Genomic DNA, 18637 nt, shown 5'->3' with positions numbered 1-18637 from the left:
CGGGTGCGGGTGCCGCGATGGAGTGGCTTCGGCAGGGAAGCTCACGTGCTCGTCGTCGGTTCGCTCGTGCTGTGGCGCGGGGGGCGAAAGCGGTGCACATTGGGCCTTGTAGAAGTCGTGAGGCGACGCGTGCTCCGGCCCACCGGTGGGCTTGGTCGTCGAGCCACACGAGCGGTCGCCCGCGGTAGATGCTCTTGAGGGCTCCAGTTTTTCATGCGGCACTGTCTCGGTCCCTGGCCTCGCCGAATCGAGGGCTGGTGCGGTTGTTGCCCCAGGCGGTGGCTACGGGTAGGGCGGGTATGGCGAGCAGGGGTGCGAGGTAGGTGTTCGCGGCGTGCTCCCGCGTGGTGGCCCAGACGAACTTCCGTCCCATGGTCGAGCAAATTCCCGCATGGCCACCTGGTGTGCACGACTGCTGCCTAGGACATGTCGGCGAGGGGGTCGACGCTGTTCGGTAGCCAGTTCTTTGCCGGGTGGACCGATCGCCAGTGACGCGCGATGTCGATGCGTCGCGCGACCCACACATCGGGGTGGCTGGCGACCAGGCCAAGGAAGCGCTTGAGGTCGGCTGCGCGCCCGGGCCGCCCCGAGATTCGCAGGTGGAGGCCGATGCTCATCATCTTGGGGCTATCGGCACCCTCTTCGAGAAGCTGCTCCAGGCCGCGGGTCAGGTATGCGGAGAAGGACTCGGACTGGAAGCCGTAGGTGTTGACGTACCGTCCGTCGTTGTTGTCGAGCGTGTACGGGACGACGAGCTGGGCGATGCCGTCGACGTCGACCCAGTAGGGCAGGTCGTCGCTGAACGAGTCGGAGTCGTAGAGGAATCCGCCGTGCTCGACGACCAGGCGGCGGGTGCTGTCGCTGTTGCGACCGGTGTACCACCCGGCGGGCGGCTCTCCAGCGACATCGGTGTGAGTGCGGACGGCCTGCGCGATGTGGTCGCGCTCGATGTCGGAGCTCACCTCGGCGTAGTTGATCCAGCGCAGCGAGTGCGACGCGATCTCCCAGCCGGACTCCTGCGCGGCCGCCACGAGGCCCGGGTTGCGCCGCATCGACTCGGCGATGCCGAAGACGGTGACGGGCAGCGAGTGCTCGGCGAACAGGCGCTGCAGGCGCCAGAAGCCAGCACGAGTCCCGTACTCGTACTGGGACTCGACGTTGAGATTGCGGCGCCCTGCCAGTGCCGTCGTCGGCTCCTCGGTCAGGAACGCCTCGGATGCAAGGTCGCCGTGCAGGACGTTGTTCTCCCCGCCCTCCTCAAGGTTGATGACGAACGAGACGGCGACCTTCGCCCCGCCCGGCCACCCAGCGTGCGGAGGGCGCCCGGCATAGCCGGCGAGGTCGCGCGGGTACGGCTGCTCGGTAGGGTGCGTCGTTGTCATCGCGTGTCTCTCCGTAGGGGTGCCGCCGGTCGCTGATGGCACCGACTAGAATGCGTGGTGTTCGTTAGTCATATCTGACCAACATCGGCCAACGATGGCCCTGACTTGCCATCCGCGTCAAGCGGACGGGCCGGGAGAGGACACACATGAACGATCGCGAAGGCGCGATGCTCGCACTGGCGCACGCCATCTCGACGTCGGACGCTCCCGTAGGCACGCGTAACGCTCAACGCGAGCTCGCGGCACGCGGGATGGTCCTCAGCGAGTCCTCCGTGTCTCGCCTCTTGCGCGAGATGGATCGGCGCGGGTGGACCGCCCCGGCGGGGACGAAGGGGCGCACTCTCTCGCCAGAGGGGCGGCGGCGCGCTGCGGAGGCAGTCCTGGCGGAGCGGACGTCGGATTCGCTGCAGCACGCGGTGCGCGATGTCCAGGATCTGCTCGACCTGCTGCGGGCGCGCCAGGCGGTCGAGAGCGCTGTGGCCGCCGACGCGGCCCGGAATCCCGGCGCGGAGGGGGTCGCCGAGCTTCGGCGGCTGTGCTCCGATCACGCCGACGCGGTCGGGAGCATGCCGATGATCGAGCAGCCTGGGCTTCAGTTCCACCGTGGCGTGGTGGACCTCGCGAGCAACAGGATGCTCAAGCTGGCCGCTGACATGATGCTCGCTCCGCACCTGGACCGGGTTGAAGCTGTGCTCGACGCCATCTTGTCCACCCGCCGCGACGAGGAGCGCGTCGTCGCCGAGCACAGGGACGTCCTCGACCGCATCGAGGCTCGCGACCCCGCGGGTGCACAGGCAGCGATGGAGGCGCACTTCGACGACATGATCGCCGCCGCGGAGAACGCCCTGGTGGGAAGCGGCGGCGCTCTCGTCGAGCGTTTCCTCGGCTGGGTCGAAGCCGTACCCGACACCGTCCGACGCTGACTTGGGGAGCGTTAGTCAGAATTGACAGACGCCTCCTCGGGTGTGCAGACTGCCGCCGTCGACGGAAACGACCGTCGGATCGACGACGCAACGACGGCAGGAGCAGATGGTGACCTCAGGCACGATGTCCCCAGCACGGGTGCTGATCAACCCGACCGAGGACCGGTTCCAGGACGAGCACCGCATGTGGCAGGGCATCCCCTCGATCGAGCGGACGGCCGGCGGACGTCTCTACGTGGACTGGTACACGGGGATGGAGACGGAGACCGGTGGCAACTTCGTCCTGGCAGTAACCAGCGACGACGAGGGCCGAACCTGGGATGGTCCTCGGTTCGTCGTCGAGCATCCCGATCCGCAGGTGCGCGTGTACGACCCGGCGCTGTGGCGCGACCCGGCCGACCGGCTGTGGATGTTCTGGAACCAGAGCCGCGACTTCTTCGACGGCCGGGTCGGGGTGTGGGCGTCGGTGAGCGAGAACCCTGACGACGACACGCCCTCCTGGTCGCCGCCGCGGCGAATCGCCAACGGCTTGCAGATGAACAAGCCGACGGTGCTGTCCGACGGCACCTGGCTCTTCCCGACCGCCATCTGGGCATGCCACGAGCCCACCGAGGACCACCACCTCGACGGTGAGCGGTTCTCGAACGTGTACGCCTCCACCGACCAGGGCGAGACCATCAGGTACAGGGGCAGCGCTGACGTCCCGAACCGCAGCTTCGACGAGCACATGGTCGTCGAGAAGCAGGACGGCACGCTGTGGATGCTGGTGCGCTGCTTCGACGGCGTGGGGGAGTCATTCTCCACCGATGGCGGACGCACGTGGTCGCCCGGCCGGCGCAGCCACGTGGACGGCCCCTGCTCGCGGTTCCACATCCGGCGGATGCCCTCTGGACGACTGCTCATGATCAACCACGTCGACTTCGGCGAGCGGCGCACCGTCGAGGAGCTCGAGCTGCAGGGCAACGTCAAGGAGTGGAAAGGGCGCACCAACCTCACTGCTCTCCTCAGCGACGACGACGGGGCCACCTGGCCGCACCGCCTGCTGCTCGACGACCGCGATGACGTGTCCTACCCCGACGCGGCGATCGGCCCCGACGGTCAGATCTACGTGACCTACGACCACGACCGGTTCGGCGACCGGGGGATCTACCTCGCCCGCATCACCGAGGACGACATCCTCGCCGGCACCCCGAGCAGCCCCGGCTCCGAGCTCGCCCTGCTCGTCAACCGCGCGCTCGCCCGAGTGCACTGACATAGACCTCCGGACACCGGCACGCGAGCCGGTGCCCGGCCCTGGCCGCAACGCGGCCCCGATCGCTCGTCGCCATGAACGCGCACGGGCGACCACCAGAAGGTGCTGTCAGCGACGACCGCACCATGACACGTCCCCGGAGGGACACCATGACTCGAGCTCAGCAGACCAAGACCCGCTGGACCGTCCTGCCCAACTGGAAGTTCCAGATCCTCCCGCGTGACACTCGCACGATCATCACGTGCGTGTTCCTCGGACTGACGATGGCTGTCATCCTGCAGATCACCGAGCGCATCGACCTCGCCCTGACCGGCGGGAGCATCCCAATCGTCTCGGCGATCGTCGTGTGCGCCATCTGGGTCCCGTCCGCCGCGTTCTACGGACTGACGGGCGCCCTGATCACGGCGTGGATCAACCCGATCATCTCCAACCTCACCGCATCCCAGCCGATGGCACCGTTCCTGTTCCTGACGAACGCTGCCCACACCATCCCGGTGGCTCTGCTGGTCTGGGCGCTCAAGCCGCGCGACCGAGGCCTCAAGCTCTGGCAGGTCGTGGTCATCGGCCAGATCGCCGGTCTGTGCGACGCCATGATGTTCGGCATCGGCAACCGCGTGATCCTGCACCTGCCCTGGGACTTCATCACCGTGCAGATCCTCATCGTCCAGCCGTGCTACCTCGTGGGCTCCTTCATCACCTACGGGATCATGCGCCGACTGGTGAACACGGGCCTGGTTCCCAAGGAGCGCGCGACCGCTGGGAGCCTCGATGCGGTATGACCTGACCATCTCGTCCGCGGGAGGAGCACGATGAGCGGCACGATGCTGTACCGCCCCGGCCGGTCCTTCCTGCACCGCGCCGACGCCCGGGCGAAGCTCGGAGTCATCCTCCTGGTCCTCGCCGTAGCGCTCAGCACGACCCGGCTCGACGTCCTCGTCGCCCTCACCGTCCTGGTCGTCATCGGGCTCGCCGCCCTCGCGCGCATCACCCCAGCCTCCTACTGGAAGGCGCTAGTCCTCATCGTTCCCCTGATCGCGCTGCTGACGCTCCTGCAGGCGCTGGTTCAGGGAGGCCCGGCGCTGATGCATATCGGCTCAGTCTCGCTGTCCCGCTCCGGGGTGCTCCTCGGGCTCGGGATCGGGATGCGGCTGTTCGCGATGGGCATCTGCTTCTACGGGTTCTCCGTCACCACGAGCCCTTCAGACATTGCCCTCGCGCTGGACAAGCTCGGTGTGCCGTACCGGTTCGCATATCTGACGAGCTTCGCGTTCCGATTCCTGCCGCTGCTGCAGGACGAGGCGCGCACCCTGCTGACCGCCATGGCCGTGCGCGGGTCCAGCGAGAGCGGCTCCAGCAACCCGTTCAGACGCGGACGAGCGATCGTGCGGATGCTGTTCCCCATGCTTGCCGGATCGATGAAGCGCAGCGGCGACATCGCCCTGTCGATGGAGCTGCGCGGATACGGGCTGCGCGGCACCCGCACGTACTACCGCTCGCCGGTCTTCCGCGCCACCGACGCCGCCCTGCTGCTGTGCACCCTTGCGCTCGCTGCCGCCCTCATCGGCGCCCAGTGGTGGGCCCCGACCCCGTTCCTGGGAGGAACGTGACATGACCACACCAGCCATCGAGGTCGCCGGCCTCAGCGTCCGGTACGACGGCGCCGACCGCCGTGCCCTCGACGAGATCGACCTGACCATCGGACAGGGCGAGATCGTCGGCATCCTCGGCCCGACCGGCGCAGGCAAGTCCACGCTCCTGCAGTGCCTGTCCGGCGTCATCCCCCTGCACGAGCACCACGCGAACCTGAAGGGAACCGTCCGCATACTCGGCCGCGAGCTCTCCGCGTACGACGGGCTGGCCCAGATCACCGAGGACGTCGGACTCGTCATGCAGGACCCAGAGGTCCAGCTCGTCAACACGGTCGTGCGCGAGGAACTCGTCTGGGGCATGGAGAACCGCGGCGTGCCCGTACCGGAGATCGAGCGGCGCCTTGCCCGAGCGGCGCACCTGTTCGACATCGAGCGGCTGCTCGACCGCTTCACCCACGCGCTCTCGGGCGGTGAGAAACAGCGCGTCGTGGTCGCCTCGATCTTCTGCCTCAGCCCGCGAATCATGCTGCTGGACGAGCCCACATCAGAGCTCGACCCAGCAGGAACCGAGAACGTCATGGACGCCATCCGCGTGCTCGCCGACGAGGGCGTGACCATCATCATCGTCGAGCACAAGGTCGAGGAGCTGGCGGTGTACGCCGACCGCCTCGTCGTCCTCGACGAAGGGCGCATCCGCGCTCTAGGCACCCCGCGAGACGTCCTTGAAGGGCCGACCGCACCCGAGCGCCCACAGGTCCTGGACGTCGCACTGCGGCTGCGCGAGCAGGGCCTGTGGCCAGGACAGCTGCCGCTGTCCGTCCAGGAGGCGGTCGACACGTGGCGCCGGGCTGACCTGGCCGAGCCGATGCTGCACGAGGGGAGACTGGCATGACGAGCACGGAGACGGTCATCGAGATCGACAACGTCGAGCACACCTACGGCGGAACGAAACGCGCGCTCGCAGGGGTGTCGCTGTCCATCGGCCAGGGCGAGTTCGTCGCAGTGATCGGGAAGAACGGCTCCGGCAAGACGACACTCGCCAAGCACTTCAACGGCCTCCTGCGACCGACCAACCCCGGCGGCAGCGTCCGGCTGCGCACGCGAGACGGCATCGTGGACACCCGGCGCACCAAGCTGCACCAGCTCGCCTCCACGGTCGGATACGTGTTCCAGAACCCTGACCGACAGATCTTTCACGACACGTGTCGAGAGGAGCTGGAGTACGGGCCGCGCAACCTCGGCGTCGAGGAGTCCGCACTCGAAGATCAGGTCACCCGCACCCTCGCCCTCGTAGGTCTCGCCGGGCGCCAGGACGCCAACCCCGTCCACCTGTCGCGTGGCGAGCGCCAGCGGCTTGCCATCGCCTCCACCCTCGTCATGGGATGCGAGGTCGCCGTCATCGACGAGCCGACCACCGGGCAGGACCGTGCCGAGTCCCGCAAGATCCTCGACGCCCTGGCCCACCATCACGCGCTGGGACGCACCGTGGTGATCATCTCCCACGACATGGCCCTCGTCGCCGAGTACGCGACGCGCGTCATCGCGATGCGCGAGGGAGCCGTCCTTGCCGACGGCACCCCAGCAGAGGTGTTCTCCCGCAGGGCAGTGCTCGAGGAGACCAATATCCGCCCACCGCAGGCCGCTGTCCTTGCCGCCGAGCTCGGCCTGCACGGCGTCCTGACCGTCGACGACGCGGTCCACGCGATGGCACGCGAGCGCGCCGCCGCCCCTGTTGCCGGCCGGCACCGACCGTAGGGAGAGCCCATGCACTACCTGATCACCGGAGCCAACGGCTTCGTCATGAGCGTCCTCGCGGCGAGAATCCTCGACTCCGAGCCGGACGCTCAGGTCACGGCGATCGACCTGCACGACCCCGACCAGGCAGCTCTCGACAACCTGGGGCCGCTGGCCCAGCGTGCCCACTTCCGCGCCGTCGACGTCACCAACGCCGACGCGGTAGTCCAGGCAGTCCGTGAGGCGAGCCCGGACGCGATCGTGCACGGCGCGACCGTCACACACGACGCCCGCAGCGAGGTCGAGAACCCCGCACGATTCACCGGGGTCAACGTCGAGGGGACGGTCAACCTGCTGGACGCCGCACGCCGCCTGCCGCAAGCTCCACGCATCGTCCTGGTCAGCAGCGGCGCGGTCTACGGGTCCTCGCCCGAGACGCTGCTGACCGAGGAGAGCACGCCCCGCCCCGACGAGCTCTACGGCATCAGCAAGTGGGCGAGCGAGCTCGTCGCCCACCGCTTCGCCGAGCTGCACGCCCTACCGACGACCATCACGCGCCTGACGAAGATGTTCGGGCCGATGGAGCGACCCACTAGTGGACGGGCGGTCATGTCGCTCCCGTTCCACCTCGCGGCCGCCGCAGTGTGGGGAGAACCGGCTCGATTGACGGCCCGGACTCTTGAGGCGTGTGGCGACTGGCTCAGCGCCGACAGCGCGACCGACGCGCTGCACAAGGCTGCCCGCCATGGGGGAGACCCCGGCACGACACGCACCCTCAACATCTCCTCCGGCCGACGCACCAGTGTGCGCGAGCTCGTCGCAGCGTTCGGCGTTGACGTGGTCGAGACGCCGCTCGACGTGGCCGAGGCCGACATGGACCCGCGCGACGATCACGGGAAGAACGGGGTCTACGTGTCCGAGCGCGCCCAGTCAGAGCTTGGCTGGTCGCCCGGCGACCTTCAGACGCAGGTGTCCCACTACCTCGACTGGGCGCACCGCCACGCGCAACTGCTTCAGCCCGGCGGGAGTTCAGTGTGAAGCCTGGCCTCGTCGCCTTGGACTGGGGCACGACAGCCTGCCGCGCCTACCTCCTCGACGACACCGGCACGGTGCTCGCACGACGAACGAGCCAGGACGGCGTGGCGGCGATCAGCCGGCGCGCGATCGTTGACGGCCACAGCCGGGAGCGTGCCTTCGAGGACGCCCTGGTGCTGCTGTGCGGCGACTGGCTGGCGCGCACCCCCGGGCTCCCCGTCATCGCCAGCGGCATGGTCGGCAGCGACCAAGGCTGGCAGCACACGCCCTACCTGCCGCTACCGATCGACCTCGCGCGCGACGACGTGCCACTGACCGCAGTGCGCACCCGGATCGCGGACGTGCACCTGCTGCCCGGGGTGACGTCGTCGCGTGAGTCCTTGACCGAGGTAGCCCGGGGAGAGGAGACCCAGGCGCTCGGGACCCTCCTGCAGATCCATCCCGCTGCCGACGAGGAGACCGTCCTAGTCCTTCCCGGGACGCACTCCAAATGGCTGCGAGCGCGAGGCACCCGACTGACCTCCTTAGCGACAGCCTTGACCGGCGAGCTGTACGCAGCCTTGCTCGCGCACACCGTCCTCGGTCACGGTGTGTGCGCGCCGCAGGCTCCGAGCTGGTCGGCGTTCGACCGCGGCCTGGACGTCGCCTGGGGCCATCAGGTCGAAGGCACCGTCCTCACGCTCTTCTCGGCGCGGGCCCTGGTCGTGACGGGCAAGATGCCCGCCGGCGACGCACCGGACTACCTCTCAGGCCTCCTCGTGGGCGCGGAGATCGCAGGCGTCGCAAGAGCCGAGCTCAGCTCGCCACATGTCCGGCCCGTCGTCGTGGGTGAGCCGCACCTGCAGGAGCGGTACGTCCGAGCGCTGACGCGGTACGGGACGCAGGCTCGCCTCGTCAATGACGACGTCGCCGCGGGCGGACTGCACCACGTCGCTGTGCGCGTCGGTCTTGTCTCTTCACCTACGCCCGCAGGAGCCCTCCCATGACCTCATCGGCGGATCCGGCACGCCTCGTCGCCATCCTGCGTGGACTGCCGTCCACCGAAGCGCCGACCGTGGGCACCGCCCTTTACAGCGCGGGAATCCGCACGCTGGAGGTACCGCTCACGACACCAGACTCCCTGCGCAGCATCACCGCGCTGCGCTCCTGCCTGCCCAAGGACGCTCAAGTCGGTGCCGGGACCGTCAGGACCATTGAGGACGTGGCTCGAGCGCATGAGGCAGGGGCCTCGCTCATCGTTTCCCCGCACGTCGACCCGGCCGTCATCCGCGCTGCACTTGCACGCTCGATGCGATGCCTGCCCGGAGTCGCGACCATCACCGAGGCTTTCACCGCCCTTGCCGCTGGATCTACCGAGCTCAAGGTCTTCCCAGCCGACCAGGTCGGCCCCAGCGGACTGCGCGCCTGGCGAACCGTCCTTCCCGACGGCATCGCCCTCTATCCCGTCGGAGGCGTGGACGCGACCAACCTTGCCAGCTGGGCCGCGGCCGGGGCGGACGGGTTCGGTGTCGGGGGCTCGCTGTACCAGCCCGGTATAGCCACCGGTGACCTGGTCGCGGGTGCGAAGGCACTTGTTGCCAGCCACCGCGCCAACCGCTGCTGACGGCGACAACCCCAATCAAGGGCATCGGAACCTGCTGCGTAGGTCGGCCATCGGGTTTCTCCCTGTATCGCGAGAGGCAAGCAGGACGTGTGTCGTACGTCCTTTGAAGGCCGACGTCCCTTGAAGGCAGGCTCGCGCAGGAGAGTGAGTGCTGCGCAGGCTGGGAGAACGGGCTGCGCTCGACGGGCGCAGGGCAGACCCATTCGCTCTCGACGCCCTGGACGCTGGACACACCGCCGCGGCACAGGCTCTCAGCGGGTCTTTGGTTGATTCCATCCTCACCGACTACTTCGGCGACGACCGCTACAAGTACACGCCGAACAAGGGCACGCGCACGAAGGACGCCTACGACGAGTTCACCTTCCGGCAGTTCGTCGCTTTCGCCCCGATGTGGCAGGCGTACCAGCAGTTCTATGTCACCGAAGGTGACAAGGTGCCCTCGACGTTCAGCCGCAACGCCACCGCCCACACCGTCAGCCCGCGTCAGTTCAACCGCCGCAACGCCGTTCAGGGCCTCATGTTCGTTTGCAGCCTCCACTACCGTCTGGACGAGGAAGCCGCGGCACTCAACCCGGCGGCCTGAGCGCCTGTTTCGAGCGGCGCGACGGAGCGTCCTTCCAAGTGTGCGACGGGCGATCTACGCCAATCGGTGACACGTACTGACCGGCCGGATGCTCTCGGTAGAGGCGTGGTCTGAGCCTCGCTGTTCGTGGCCATCTCAGGCGTGCCCTTCGCGGTCGGCTTCTCGAGCCGGGGCGAGCTCCGCGCGTCGCGGCGGGTTGGCCCCGGCGCGCGAGACGGTGACGGCGGCGACCGCGACGCAGCGGCGCAGCACGTCGCCGAGCACGGTGGCGTCGATCGCGCGCAGCGCCTCGCGCCGGTCCGCGCCGAGCAGGCCGGCCTCCCACAGCCCGTCGAGGAGCGCGCCCATGAACGAGTCGCCCGCGCCGACGGTGTCGACGACCTCGACGCGCGGGGCCCGGGCGCGCTGCTCGCCCGTCGCGGTGACGGCGACCGCGCCCTCGCCGCCGAACGTCACGACGACGAGCGCCGGCCCGAGCGCGAGCCACTCGCGCGCGACCGCGACCGGGTCCGCGCTCGGCACGAGCCACGCCACGTCCTCGTCGCTCACCTTGACCACGTCGGCGAGCGCGACGAGCGCCTCGATGCGGGTGCGCGCGTCGGCGGGGTCGCCCATGAGGGCGGGCCGGGCGTTGGGGTCGTAGGTGATCGTCGCGGTGTCGCGCGCTGCGGCGACGAGCGCGCGGACGTCGGACGCGCCGGGCTCCAGCACGGCGGCGATGGAGCCCGTGTGCACGGCGAGCGTGCCGGCGTCGGGAGCCGTGCCCGCGGGGACGCGCCACTCCAGGTCGAACTCGTACGTGGCCGCCCCGTGCGCGTCGAGGTGCGCGGTGGCGACGCTCGTCGTGGGGGCGTCGGTGCTGCCGGGCGTGAGGGTCACGGCGGAGTCGTCGAGCCACGCCCGCACCGCCTCGCCGTGCGCGTCGTGCCCCAGCCACGTGGCGAGCCGGGCGTCCCGCCCGAGCCGGCCGAGCGTGAGGGCGACGTTCGCGAGGCTGCCCCCGGGGTGCTCGGCGACGCTGCCGTCCGCGCGGTGCACGACGTCGACGAGCGCCTCACCGACGACGAGGACGTGTCGATTGTTCGGCGTCGTCTCGCCAGGTCTGTGTTCAGTGGGCGTCGTGGCGTGCATCGTCTAGATCACCTGGCCGAACTCGCGGATGACGATGCCGGTGAACTGCGCGGGGCCGCCGTCGGTGTAGAGCGAGATGCCTGTGTCGGTCTCGGCGAAGTGGACCTGCTGGGAGAGCACGGTGTGGCCGGCGTTGACGAAGACCTCGACGCTCTGGGTGTCGACGAGGATGCGCAGGTGCACGGATCGGGCGCCGGGGTCGATGGGGGCGGCGGCCCGGGAGTAGGGCGCGAGCGAGTAGCCGGCGAGGTCCGAGGGGCCTCGGTCGACGTACAGGTCTGCTCCGTACTTGCCGATGTTCGTGTGCCGGGTTCCGTCGGGGGAGCGGCCCACCGAGATGCCGACGTTCGTCGCGGTGTCCCAGGCGATGTCGAGCTCGATCTCGTATGCGCGTCCATTCCATGGCAGGACGGCGCTGCCGTCGACGGTCCGGTCGGGGAGTGTGGTGGTGGCGGTGACGTAGTTCGCCAGCGCTGCCACGGGTGTGCTCAGGAGGGTGTACCAGCCGCCAGGCTGTCGGGCGAGCCGCAGCTCGCGGACGATCGAGTTCTGCCCGTTGTAGCCGTCGGATGCGTCGGTGGGGACGTCGCGTGCGGCGTACTTCCAGTTGTTCATCCACGCGATGGCGAGGCGCTTCGTCTCGGGCGCGTCGATCGATGGCCAGGTGACGGCCGCGTACCAGTCCCAGCCCCAGTCGAGCCATTGCGGGGTGAGGTCGTCGGCGTGGAACTGCTCGCCGTCCCAGATGCCTGTCCAGTAGGCGTACGTCATGGGGAGGCCGATGCCGTAGGCGTCCATGCTGGCGGCGAGCACCCAGTGGCGTGTCCCGTCGTCTGCGGTGATCTCGAACAGGTCGGGGCACTCGATGCCGCCGAGGGCATGGTTCGGGTAGTCGAAGTTGCGGCGAAGTGTCCAGTCGCGCAGGTTCGGCGAGGTGTAGAACGCGGCGTACCGCAGTCGTCCGATGACGCAGACCCATTCCCCGCGGGCGGTGTCCCAGTGGATCTTGGGGTCGCGGCACCACTCGGCGTTCTCGATCTCGGCGGGCGTCGTCGCGGTTCGGCCATCGGTGTTGACGATGACGGGGTCGGGCAGGGAGATGAACGTGAACCCGCCGTCGGTCGACCAGTACAGGTACTGCTCCTGGTACTTGCGGATGCCGTCGGTCGGTTGCGTCGCGAGTGCGACGACCGTGCCGGCGCCGAAGCCTGCCGTGTTCTCGGTGTCGACGACGGCTGACCCGGACCAGACGGGGAAGTCGGGCTGGAGCGGCATCACGGTGCCGTGGTGGGTGAAGGCGACACCGTCGGTCGTGGTCGCGTGGTCCCAGCCGCCGGGGCCGTTGTTCTGGTCGGAGTGCAGGTAGTACAGCTGGTAGGCGCCGTGCGTGGTGACCGGGCGTTGCGGGTCGCAGAGCCAGCCGCTGGGCGGCGTCATGTGGTAGACGGCGCGGAGCGAACCCGGGGCGGATGCGCGGGCTGCGGGCGGCACAGCGCCGCCGAAGATCAGAGCGAGCGCTCCGGCGCCTGCTCCCTGGAGCACGGTGCGACGTGAGACGGACGGCGTCATTGCTGGTTCCTCTCGTGGACGGGTGGGCGCGACGAAGCGTCCACCCTGGTTCGGGCAGCGGTAGAAGGAGAGCTGTCGGGGTGGGGCGCTGGTCAGTCGAGCACGGCGGCCGGGACCAGAGCGTCGAGTCCGGTAGGCATTTCGATGTCCACTGCGGTGACGTGCAGGGTTCCTGGTCGTGCTGTCTTGATGCTCGCGGTGACACCCGTAGCGCCGAGGACGACCAGGTTCGACGCGGTCGCTTCGCCGGCGTTGACGAAAACCTCGAGGAGGGGCCCGTCGAGGCTGAGGAGCAGTCGCGCCGGGCGGTCCGCAGGTAGCGGCAGCGTGCTCGTCGACGGGAAGTCGCGGTGCACGGCCTGAGCAGCGGGACCTCCGCGGGTGACGTGGAGAGTTCCGGTGCGGGGATGGTGCGAGAGGTCGACGAAGGAGTCCGCCTCTCCGCGCAGCCGCAAGTCGAGCGAGCCGGTGGTCGAGGGGTCCCAGTGGATCTCGATCAGCGAGTGCCCGGAGAGCGTGAGCAGGGCGGGGACGTCCCCGACGGCGACCGTGGCCAGCGATGCGTGCTCGAGGAGCTTTCGGATGAAGGTCGGTGGTGATTGGACGAGGGTGGGCCGCCCCTGCATGGTGCGTAGCGCCAGGACACGCGGCAACGACATCGCCCCGCGCCACGGCGTCGAGGGGAACGCGTGCGCGTAGCGCCAGTTGCTCATCCATCCGATCGTCACGGCCTCTCCGCCCGGGGCGTCGTCGAACGTGACGGCCGCGTAGTAGTCGCGCCCGTGGTCGAGGCTGCGGAGTTCGGGGGAGTCCGGGTGGAACGCGGTGCCGTCGAAGTGCCCGACGACGTAGTGCATCGATGAGCCGGTGGGATCGGGGTTGTCGACGACCGGGTTGGTGCTGAGCAGCAAGACCCACCTGGGATTGTCGGCGTCGCCGTCCAGGGGCAGCCTGACCAGGTCGGGGCACTCCCATACGACACCGGTCGTCCCCAGGGGACCGAAGGTGCTCAGGTGCTCCCAGGACAGCAGGTCCTCTGAGGTGTAGAGCAGGACCTGTCGGTTGTCTGCTTCGACGGTGAGCATGACCCAGCGGGGGTCGCGGCCGTCGTCGTAGCGGATCACCTTGGGGTCGCGGAACGCGGTGGTGCCCCGGTCGAGGACCGGGTTGGAGGGGTCGGTCTCCCATGTGAAGCCGCCGTCGTGGCTGGTCGCACGCGACTGCGCTTGGCGTCCGTCGTCGTAGGCGCTGGTGTAGTACGCGGTGAGCACGTCGCCGCCGGCACGCGACGCCACGACGGAGCCGGAGAAGATCTGCTCGCCGGTGCGGTGCGGGAGCGCGACGGGGTGCTCGGTCCAGTGCTCGAGGTCGGGGCTCGTGGCGTGGCCCCAGCTCATGTTGCCCCAGTCAGAACCCTCCGGGTTGTGCTGGTAGTACAGATGCCAGAGGCCTTCGTGGTGCACGAGCCCGTTGGGGTCGTTCATCCAGTTTCGCCTGGGGGTGAAGTGGAATCGGGGGCGGGGGACTTCGGTGCTCGTCGGCGACACGGGATGGACTCCTCAGACCGAGTGCCGGCGTACGGGCGGGCAGGAGATGAGACGGGGCTTGTCGTCCGGAACGGGGTCGACGCCGAGGAGTATGCGCACGCCTGCGGCGCCGAGCTCATAGTGCGGCAGCGCCACGGTGGACAGGGTCGGGCGCAGGTGGGCGGCGATGACGTCCTGGTTGTCAAAGCCCATCACGGCGACATCGTCAGGGATGCGCAGCCCGCGCTCGCGCAGGCCGTCGTACAGGCCCATCGCGACGCGGTCGTTGTGGCAGAACACGGCGGTCGCACCGGAGGCGACGACGTGCGACGCCCCGGCGTAGCCGCCCTCCTGCTCGGGCGCCACGGACACGACGAGCCCGGGGTCGAACCCGACGCCTGCTGCCTCGAGCGCGGCGCGGTAGCCGGCCAGACGACCGGACTGCGCAGGGGATGGGGTGGTGGTGTTGAGGAAGGCGATACGCCGGTGACCGGCGGCGAGGAGCTCCTCGGTGGCGGTCCGCCCGCCCTGCTCCTCGTCGGGGACCACGGCAGGCAGCCCGCTGCCGTCGGCGTAGCAGTCGACCAGGATCGTGTCGGTCTGGTGCAGCGGCTCGGGGACGACGATCTCGCGGTGGTACCAGGTGGAGTAGAGGATCCCGCGGACCTGATGCTCGAGCATCATCGCGATGGCGTCGTTCTCTGCCGCCACGTTCCCGTCGGTGTTAGCGACGAGCAGGACGTAGCCGTGCTTCCACGCCTCGTCCTGTGCACCGTGGATGATCTGCCCGGCGAACGGGGTGGTGGCGATCTCGTCGGCGACGAGCCCGATAAAGGGTGAGGTGCCCCGCGAGAGGGTTTTCGCCAGGGCGTTGGGGCGGTAGCCGAGCTGCTCGACGGCCTCCTGCACCCGTCGCCGGGCGTCCTTGCCGATGCGCGCACCGGGCTTGTCGTTCACGACGTGCGAGACCGTGGCGACCGAGACGCCCGCGAGCTTCGCGACGTCGCGCATCGTGACGGTCGCTCCGTGCTTGCCGTTGCCTGTCGTGCTCATCCCTTGGTCGCCCCGCTCTCGAGTCCGTTGATCATCGCCTTGTTCAGGACGAGGAATACCAGCAGCAACGGCGTCACGGTGACACACACGGCCGCGAAGGTAGCCGTCCAGTCGGTGTTCCCCATGGCGCCGATGTAGTTCTGAAGGCCGAGTGGGATCGTCTTGAGCCCGTCGGACAGGACGAACGTGTTGGCGAAGATGAAGTCGTTCCAAATGAAGATGCTGTTCACGAGGACCACCGTGATGATGGTGTTCACCGACAGCGGGGTCGTGATGCGGGCAAAGATCCGGTACGGGCCCGCGCCGTCGAGTGACGCCGCTTCGTACATCTCTCGGGGAATGTACTCGTAGAACGAGGAGAACAGGTAGATCGCCATCGGCAGCGAGAACGCCGCGAGCGGGATGATCATCGAGGCGTACGTGTCGAGCAGCCCCACCTGCGCGTAGTCGACGAAGAGCGGGACGAGCGCGATCTGGACGGGCACGATGATGCCCAGCAGGAACAGGGCACGCACGAGCCCGCTGAACCGGAAGCCGAGCACCTGCAGGGCGAAGGCACCCATCATCCCGGCGATGACGATGAGCGCGCTCGCACCGAGGGTCACGACGAAGCTGTTGACGATGTTCATCCACAGGTTGCCGGTCGCGAACGCCCGCGCGTAGTTGTCGAGCGTGAGCTCGCCGGGGATCGCGAACGGGTTCCCGCCGGCAAAGTCTGCCGCGGTACGGAAGCTCGTGAGGAACAGCCAGGCGAGCGGGTAGACCTGGACGACGACGATCGCGACGATCGTGACGGTCAGCAGGGTGCGCTGGACGCGGAGCCGGGAGGAGCGCGACGAGTGCGCTCGGGCCGGCGGGCGCGGGGGGCGCGAGGTGTCGCCCGTGGATCGGGCCAGGACGGGCGTGGTCACGAGGCGTCCCTTCGACGGAGCAGGAGGAAGATGAGGCCGACCGCGACCAGGCACTCGACCACGATGAACACGGAGATCGCACTGGCGTAGCCGTAGTCGGTGTGCACGAACGCGGTCTTGTACATGTAGGTGGTCAGCAGCTCGGAGGCCTGGCCGGGGCCGCCGTTGGTCAGCAGGTACGGGATGTCGAACCCGCGCAGGGCGAAGGTCGTCGCCATGATCGTCGTCGTGATCCAGACGGGGCGGATGTAGGGGAAGCGGATCCGCCAGAACACCTGCCACCACGATGCGCCGTCGAGGCGTGCAGCCTCCTCGAGCTCGCGGGGCACGGCGATAAGCGCCGCGTAGACGATGAGCATGTACAGGCCGGTGAACCGCCACCCCTCAGGAATGGACACCGCGGCGAGCACGGTGTCCACGTTCGACAGCCACGCGGTCTGCAGGCTCTCCAGCCCCACCCATCCCAGGATCTGGTTGAGCAGGCCGACGGGCTCGAGGGAGTAGATGCGCTGGAACAGGAACGCGATCGCGACGGTCGAGATGACGGCCGGCAGCAGGTAGAGGGTTTTGACGAGCTCGCGTGCGCGAGGGAGCGCTGTCAGGAGCCCCGCGACGGCTAGTGCGCCGCCGAGCTGGAGCACCAGGCAGATAGCGAGGTAGCCGAGAGCGTTGCCGAACGCGGTCCAGAAGACGTCGTCGCGCGTGAACATCTTGATGTAGTTGTCCAGGCCGACGAAGTCCATGTCGCTGATCCCGTCCCACCGGAACAGGCTCAAGAACAGGGACTGCACGATCGGGAGCAGCACCGCCACGCCGTACAGGACGAGCGGTGGCACCAGGAAGACGAGGACTGCGATCCGCGACCGGCGCGGAAGCATCGACGACCTCAGCGGCGTGCGCCGTGTCTGCGGTCGACGTCGCGGTGGCGCCGCGACGTCGACGGTGGCGGTGTCAGCCATCGGTGTTCTCCCGCAGCGTCGCGTCCATGGTCGTCACGAACTCCTCCGGCGTGATGTCGCCCTGGACCAGCAGCGTCAGCTCCTGCTGGAGCCGGGTGTTGGTGGCCGGGTCGAGCTGGGTGTCCCAGGGCATCGCGATCTTCGGTCCGACCGTGTCCGCCTGCTCGACCGCGCGGGAGTACAGCGGGGTCGCGTCGGCGGGGATCGTGGTCTGCGCGGTCGTCGTGGGAGACAGCGCGCCCGTCGCCGCGTAGATCTCGGGGTACCGCTCGAGCGCGAACTTCAGGAAGTCCCGGACCAGCGGGTCGTACGTCTGGGCGTTGACGGCCATGCCGATCCCAGAAGGCGTGACGTACTCGTCGTCCGTGGTGACGGCACCGTCGATCGTGGGGAGGGTGAAGTAGTCCACGTCGTCGCGCACCCCCGGGTCGAGCGCTTCCGTGGCGAGATTGCCCAGCTCCCAGGTGCCGATGTTGTAGACGGCGGCCTTCCCCGAGGTGAACAGCGCCTGAGCGTCGGCGTAGCCGGTGGAGGAGAAGCCCTCCTGGAAGCACCCGGCCTCCCCGAGCGCGGACAGCCACTCGGCGGCGGCGACGCCGGCGGGGTCGGCAAACGCCGCGTCACCGTTCTTGAGGTCCTGGACGTACTCGGGCCCAGCCATGCGGAACGGGTAGTAGGCCATGTACCGCTCGAGCGGCCACTGGTCCTGCCCGTTGAGCGCGATCGGTGTGATGCCCTGGGCGCGCAGGTCCCGGCACAGCTGCGGGAAGTCGTCGAGCGTCGCGGGGACCGTGACTCCAGCCTCGTCGAACAGCGCGGTGTTGTACCAGAAGAACTCGAGCTGGAACTCGAACGGCACCATGTACAGCGAACCGTCGTCGAAACGCTGGTAGCCCAGCGCCGCTTCGCGGTAGTCCTCGGCGAGGCCGAGGTCGTCGAGCAGTACGTCGACGTCGATCATCCGGTCCTGGCTCGCGAGTTTCTGCGCGAAGGGCGTGGCGTCGGTGTCGAAGAGCTCGGGGAGCTTGTTCGCGGCCGCGAGGGTCTCGTACTTCTGGATGTACGACGGCCGGTCGGGAGTGGTGATGAGGTTCAACGAGAAGCCGGGGTGCTCGGCCGCGTACTCGTCCGCGATCTGCTCCATCGCGGTGATGACGCCGCCGTCGGCGGGCCGCGAGAGGAGCCAGGAGATCTCGCGGGGATCGATTTCGCCCTCGGGGTTGACGTCGGTGGGGTCGGAGCCGCTGGCCCCACCCGCGCACCCGGTGAGCGCGAGGGCGGTGGTCACGGCGGCGGCGAGGAGTGCTGCGTTGCGCTTCCTGAGAGCCATGGTGGAAATCTCCGTTGATCGGTGGGTGTGCGGTGAACTGGATTGGGGGCGGGTCAG

The 18637-nt window shown here is 68.8% G+C and carries 18 protein-coding genes; 10 read left to right on the top strand and 8 right to left on the bottom strand.

The genetic code is table 11. The features are described 5' to 3' along the window. Positions 1 to 419: 419 nt before the first annotated feature. Positions 420 to 1382 carry an allantoinase PuuE gene (puuE, locus tag BJP59_RS10115; protein ID WP_086151064.1) on the bottom strand — a complete coding sequence of 321 codons (963 nt, stop codon included), beginning with the start codon at positions 1380 to 1382 and terminating at the stop codon, positions 420 to 422. Between the two features lie 146 nt (positions 1383 to 1528). Here puuE and BJP59_RS10110 point away from each other — a divergent pair, with 146 nt between their 5' ends. The 10 genes from BJP59_RS10110 (at position 1529) to BJP59_RS10065 (ending at position 10101) form a co-directional block, all read left to right on the top strand. Next, a complete protein-coding gene (locus BJP59_RS10110) occupies positions 1529 to 2305 on the top strand; it encodes an FCD domain-containing protein (protein ID WP_194520854.1) in 777 nt (258 codons plus the stop codon). A 109-nt stretch (positions 2306 to 2414) separates the two neighbouring features. Beyond that, positions 2415 to 3557, top strand: a complete 1143-nt coding sequence (locus BJP59_RS10105; RefSeq protein WP_228484997.1) for a sialidase family protein — start codon at positions 2415 to 2417, stop codon at positions 3555 to 3557. A 149-nt stretch (positions 3558 to 3706) separates the two neighbouring features. After that, positions 3707 to 4336 carry a hypothetical protein gene (locus tag BJP59_RS10100; RefSeq protein WP_086151236.1) on the top strand — a complete coding sequence of 210 codons (630 nt, stop codon included), beginning with the start codon at positions 3707 to 3709 and terminating at the stop codon, positions 4334 to 4336. Between the two features lie 30 nt (positions 4337 to 4366). Then, positions 4367 to 5164, top strand: coding sequence for an energy-coupling factor transporter transmembrane component T family protein (locus BJP59_RS10095; RefSeq protein ID WP_194520852.1), 798 nt, complete (start codon positions 4367 to 4369; stop codon positions 5162 to 5164). Position 5165: 1 nt separating this feature from the next. After that, entirely contained in the window at positions 5166 to 6038 is an 873-nt protein-coding gene (locus BJP59_RS10090) for an energy-coupling factor ABC transporter ATP-binding protein (protein WP_194520851.1), read from the top strand. Next, a complete protein-coding gene (locus BJP59_RS10085; RefSeq protein ID WP_194520850.1) occupies positions 6035 to 6901 on the top strand; it encodes an energy-coupling factor ABC transporter ATP-binding protein in 867 nt (288 codons plus the stop codon). Before BJP59_RS10090 ends, BJP59_RS10085 begins: the two co-directional genes overlap by 4 nt. A gap of 9 nt (positions 6902 to 6910) precedes the next feature. Beyond that, on the top strand, positions 6911 to 7918 hold the full coding sequence (locus BJP59_RS10080) for an NAD-dependent epimerase/dehydratase family protein (RefSeq protein WP_194520849.1): 1008 nt from the start codon (positions 6911 to 6913) through the stop codon (positions 7916 to 7918). After that, a complete protein-coding gene (locus BJP59_RS10075; protein ID WP_194520848.1) occupies positions 7915 to 8901 on the top strand; it encodes a 2-dehydro-3-deoxygalactonokinase in 987 nt (328 codons plus the stop codon). Before BJP59_RS10080 ends, BJP59_RS10075 begins: the two co-directional genes overlap by 4 nt. Continuing rightward, a complete protein-coding gene (locus tag BJP59_RS10070; protein WP_086151056.1) occupies positions 8898 to 9518 on the top strand; it encodes a 2-dehydro-3-deoxy-6-phosphogalactonate aldolase in 621 nt (206 codons plus the stop codon). The genes BJP59_RS10075 and BJP59_RS10070 overlap by 4 nt, the downstream gene beginning before the upstream one ends. Before the next feature lie 148 nt (positions 9519 to 9666). Next, positions 9667 to 10101, top strand: coding sequence for a hypothetical protein (locus BJP59_RS10065; RefSeq protein ID WP_194520847.1), 435 nt, complete (start codon positions 9667 to 9669; stop codon positions 10099 to 10101). Positions 10102 to 10236: 135 nt separating this feature from the next. Here the strand turns inward: BJP59_RS10065 and BJP59_RS10060 are convergent, their stop codons facing one another. From BJP59_RS10060 to BJP59_RS10030, 7 genes are all read right to left on the bottom strand, one after another. Continuing rightward, positions 10237 to 11232 (bottom strand): carbohydrate kinase family protein, encoded by a 996-nt coding sequence (locus BJP59_RS10060; RefSeq protein WP_194520846.1) that lies wholly within the window; start codon positions 11230 to 11232, stop codon positions 10237 to 10239. A gap of 3 nt (positions 11233 to 11235) precedes the next feature. Next, positions 11236 to 12801: a glycoside hydrolase family 32 protein gene (locus BJP59_RS10055; RefSeq protein WP_194520845.1), complete on the bottom strand. Its 1566-nt coding sequence runs from the start codon at positions 12799 to 12801 to the stop codon at positions 11236 to 11238. Between the two features lie 92 nt (positions 12802 to 12893). Next, positions 12894 to 14348: a glycoside hydrolase family 32 protein gene (locus BJP59_RS10050; protein ID WP_228484996.1), complete on the bottom strand. Its 1455-nt coding sequence runs from the start codon at positions 14346 to 14348 to the stop codon at positions 12894 to 12896. A 12-nt stretch (positions 14349 to 14360) separates the two neighbouring features. Then, on the bottom strand, positions 14361 to 15380 hold the full coding sequence (locus tag BJP59_RS10045; RefSeq protein ID WP_194520843.1) for a LacI family DNA-binding transcriptional regulator: 1020 nt from the start codon (positions 15378 to 15380) through the stop codon (positions 14361 to 14363). Continuing rightward, positions 15377 to 16291, bottom strand: a complete 915-nt coding sequence (locus BJP59_RS10040) for a carbohydrate ABC transporter permease (protein ID WP_228484995.1) — start codon at positions 16289 to 16291, stop codon at positions 15377 to 15379. The genes BJP59_RS10045 and BJP59_RS10040 overlap by 4 nt, the downstream gene beginning before the upstream one ends. Further along, complete coding sequence (locus BJP59_RS10035; protein ID WP_086151565.1) at positions 16288 to 17169, bottom strand: carbohydrate ABC transporter permease; 882 nt, start codon at positions 17167 to 17169, stop codon at positions 16288 to 16290. The genes BJP59_RS10040 and BJP59_RS10035 overlap by 4 nt, the downstream gene beginning before the upstream one ends. A gap of 73 nt (positions 17170 to 17242) precedes the next feature. Further along, on the bottom strand, positions 17243 to 18580 hold the full coding sequence (locus BJP59_RS10030; RefSeq protein ID WP_194520842.1) for an ABC transporter substrate-binding protein: 1338 nt from the start codon (positions 18578 to 18580) through the stop codon (positions 17243 to 17245). Positions 18581 to 18637: the final 57 nt, after the last annotated feature.

It is taken from the genome of Cellulosimicrobium sp. JZ28, assembly GCF_015327065.1.
In the GTDB taxonomy this organism is placed as follows: domain Bacteria; phylum Actinomycetota; class Actinomycetes; order Actinomycetales; family Cellulomonadaceae; genus Cellulosimicrobium; species Cellulosimicrobium funkei.
Note: the sequence above shows the minus strand (reverse complement) of the source record. Positions and strands in the feature narration are given on the sequence as shown.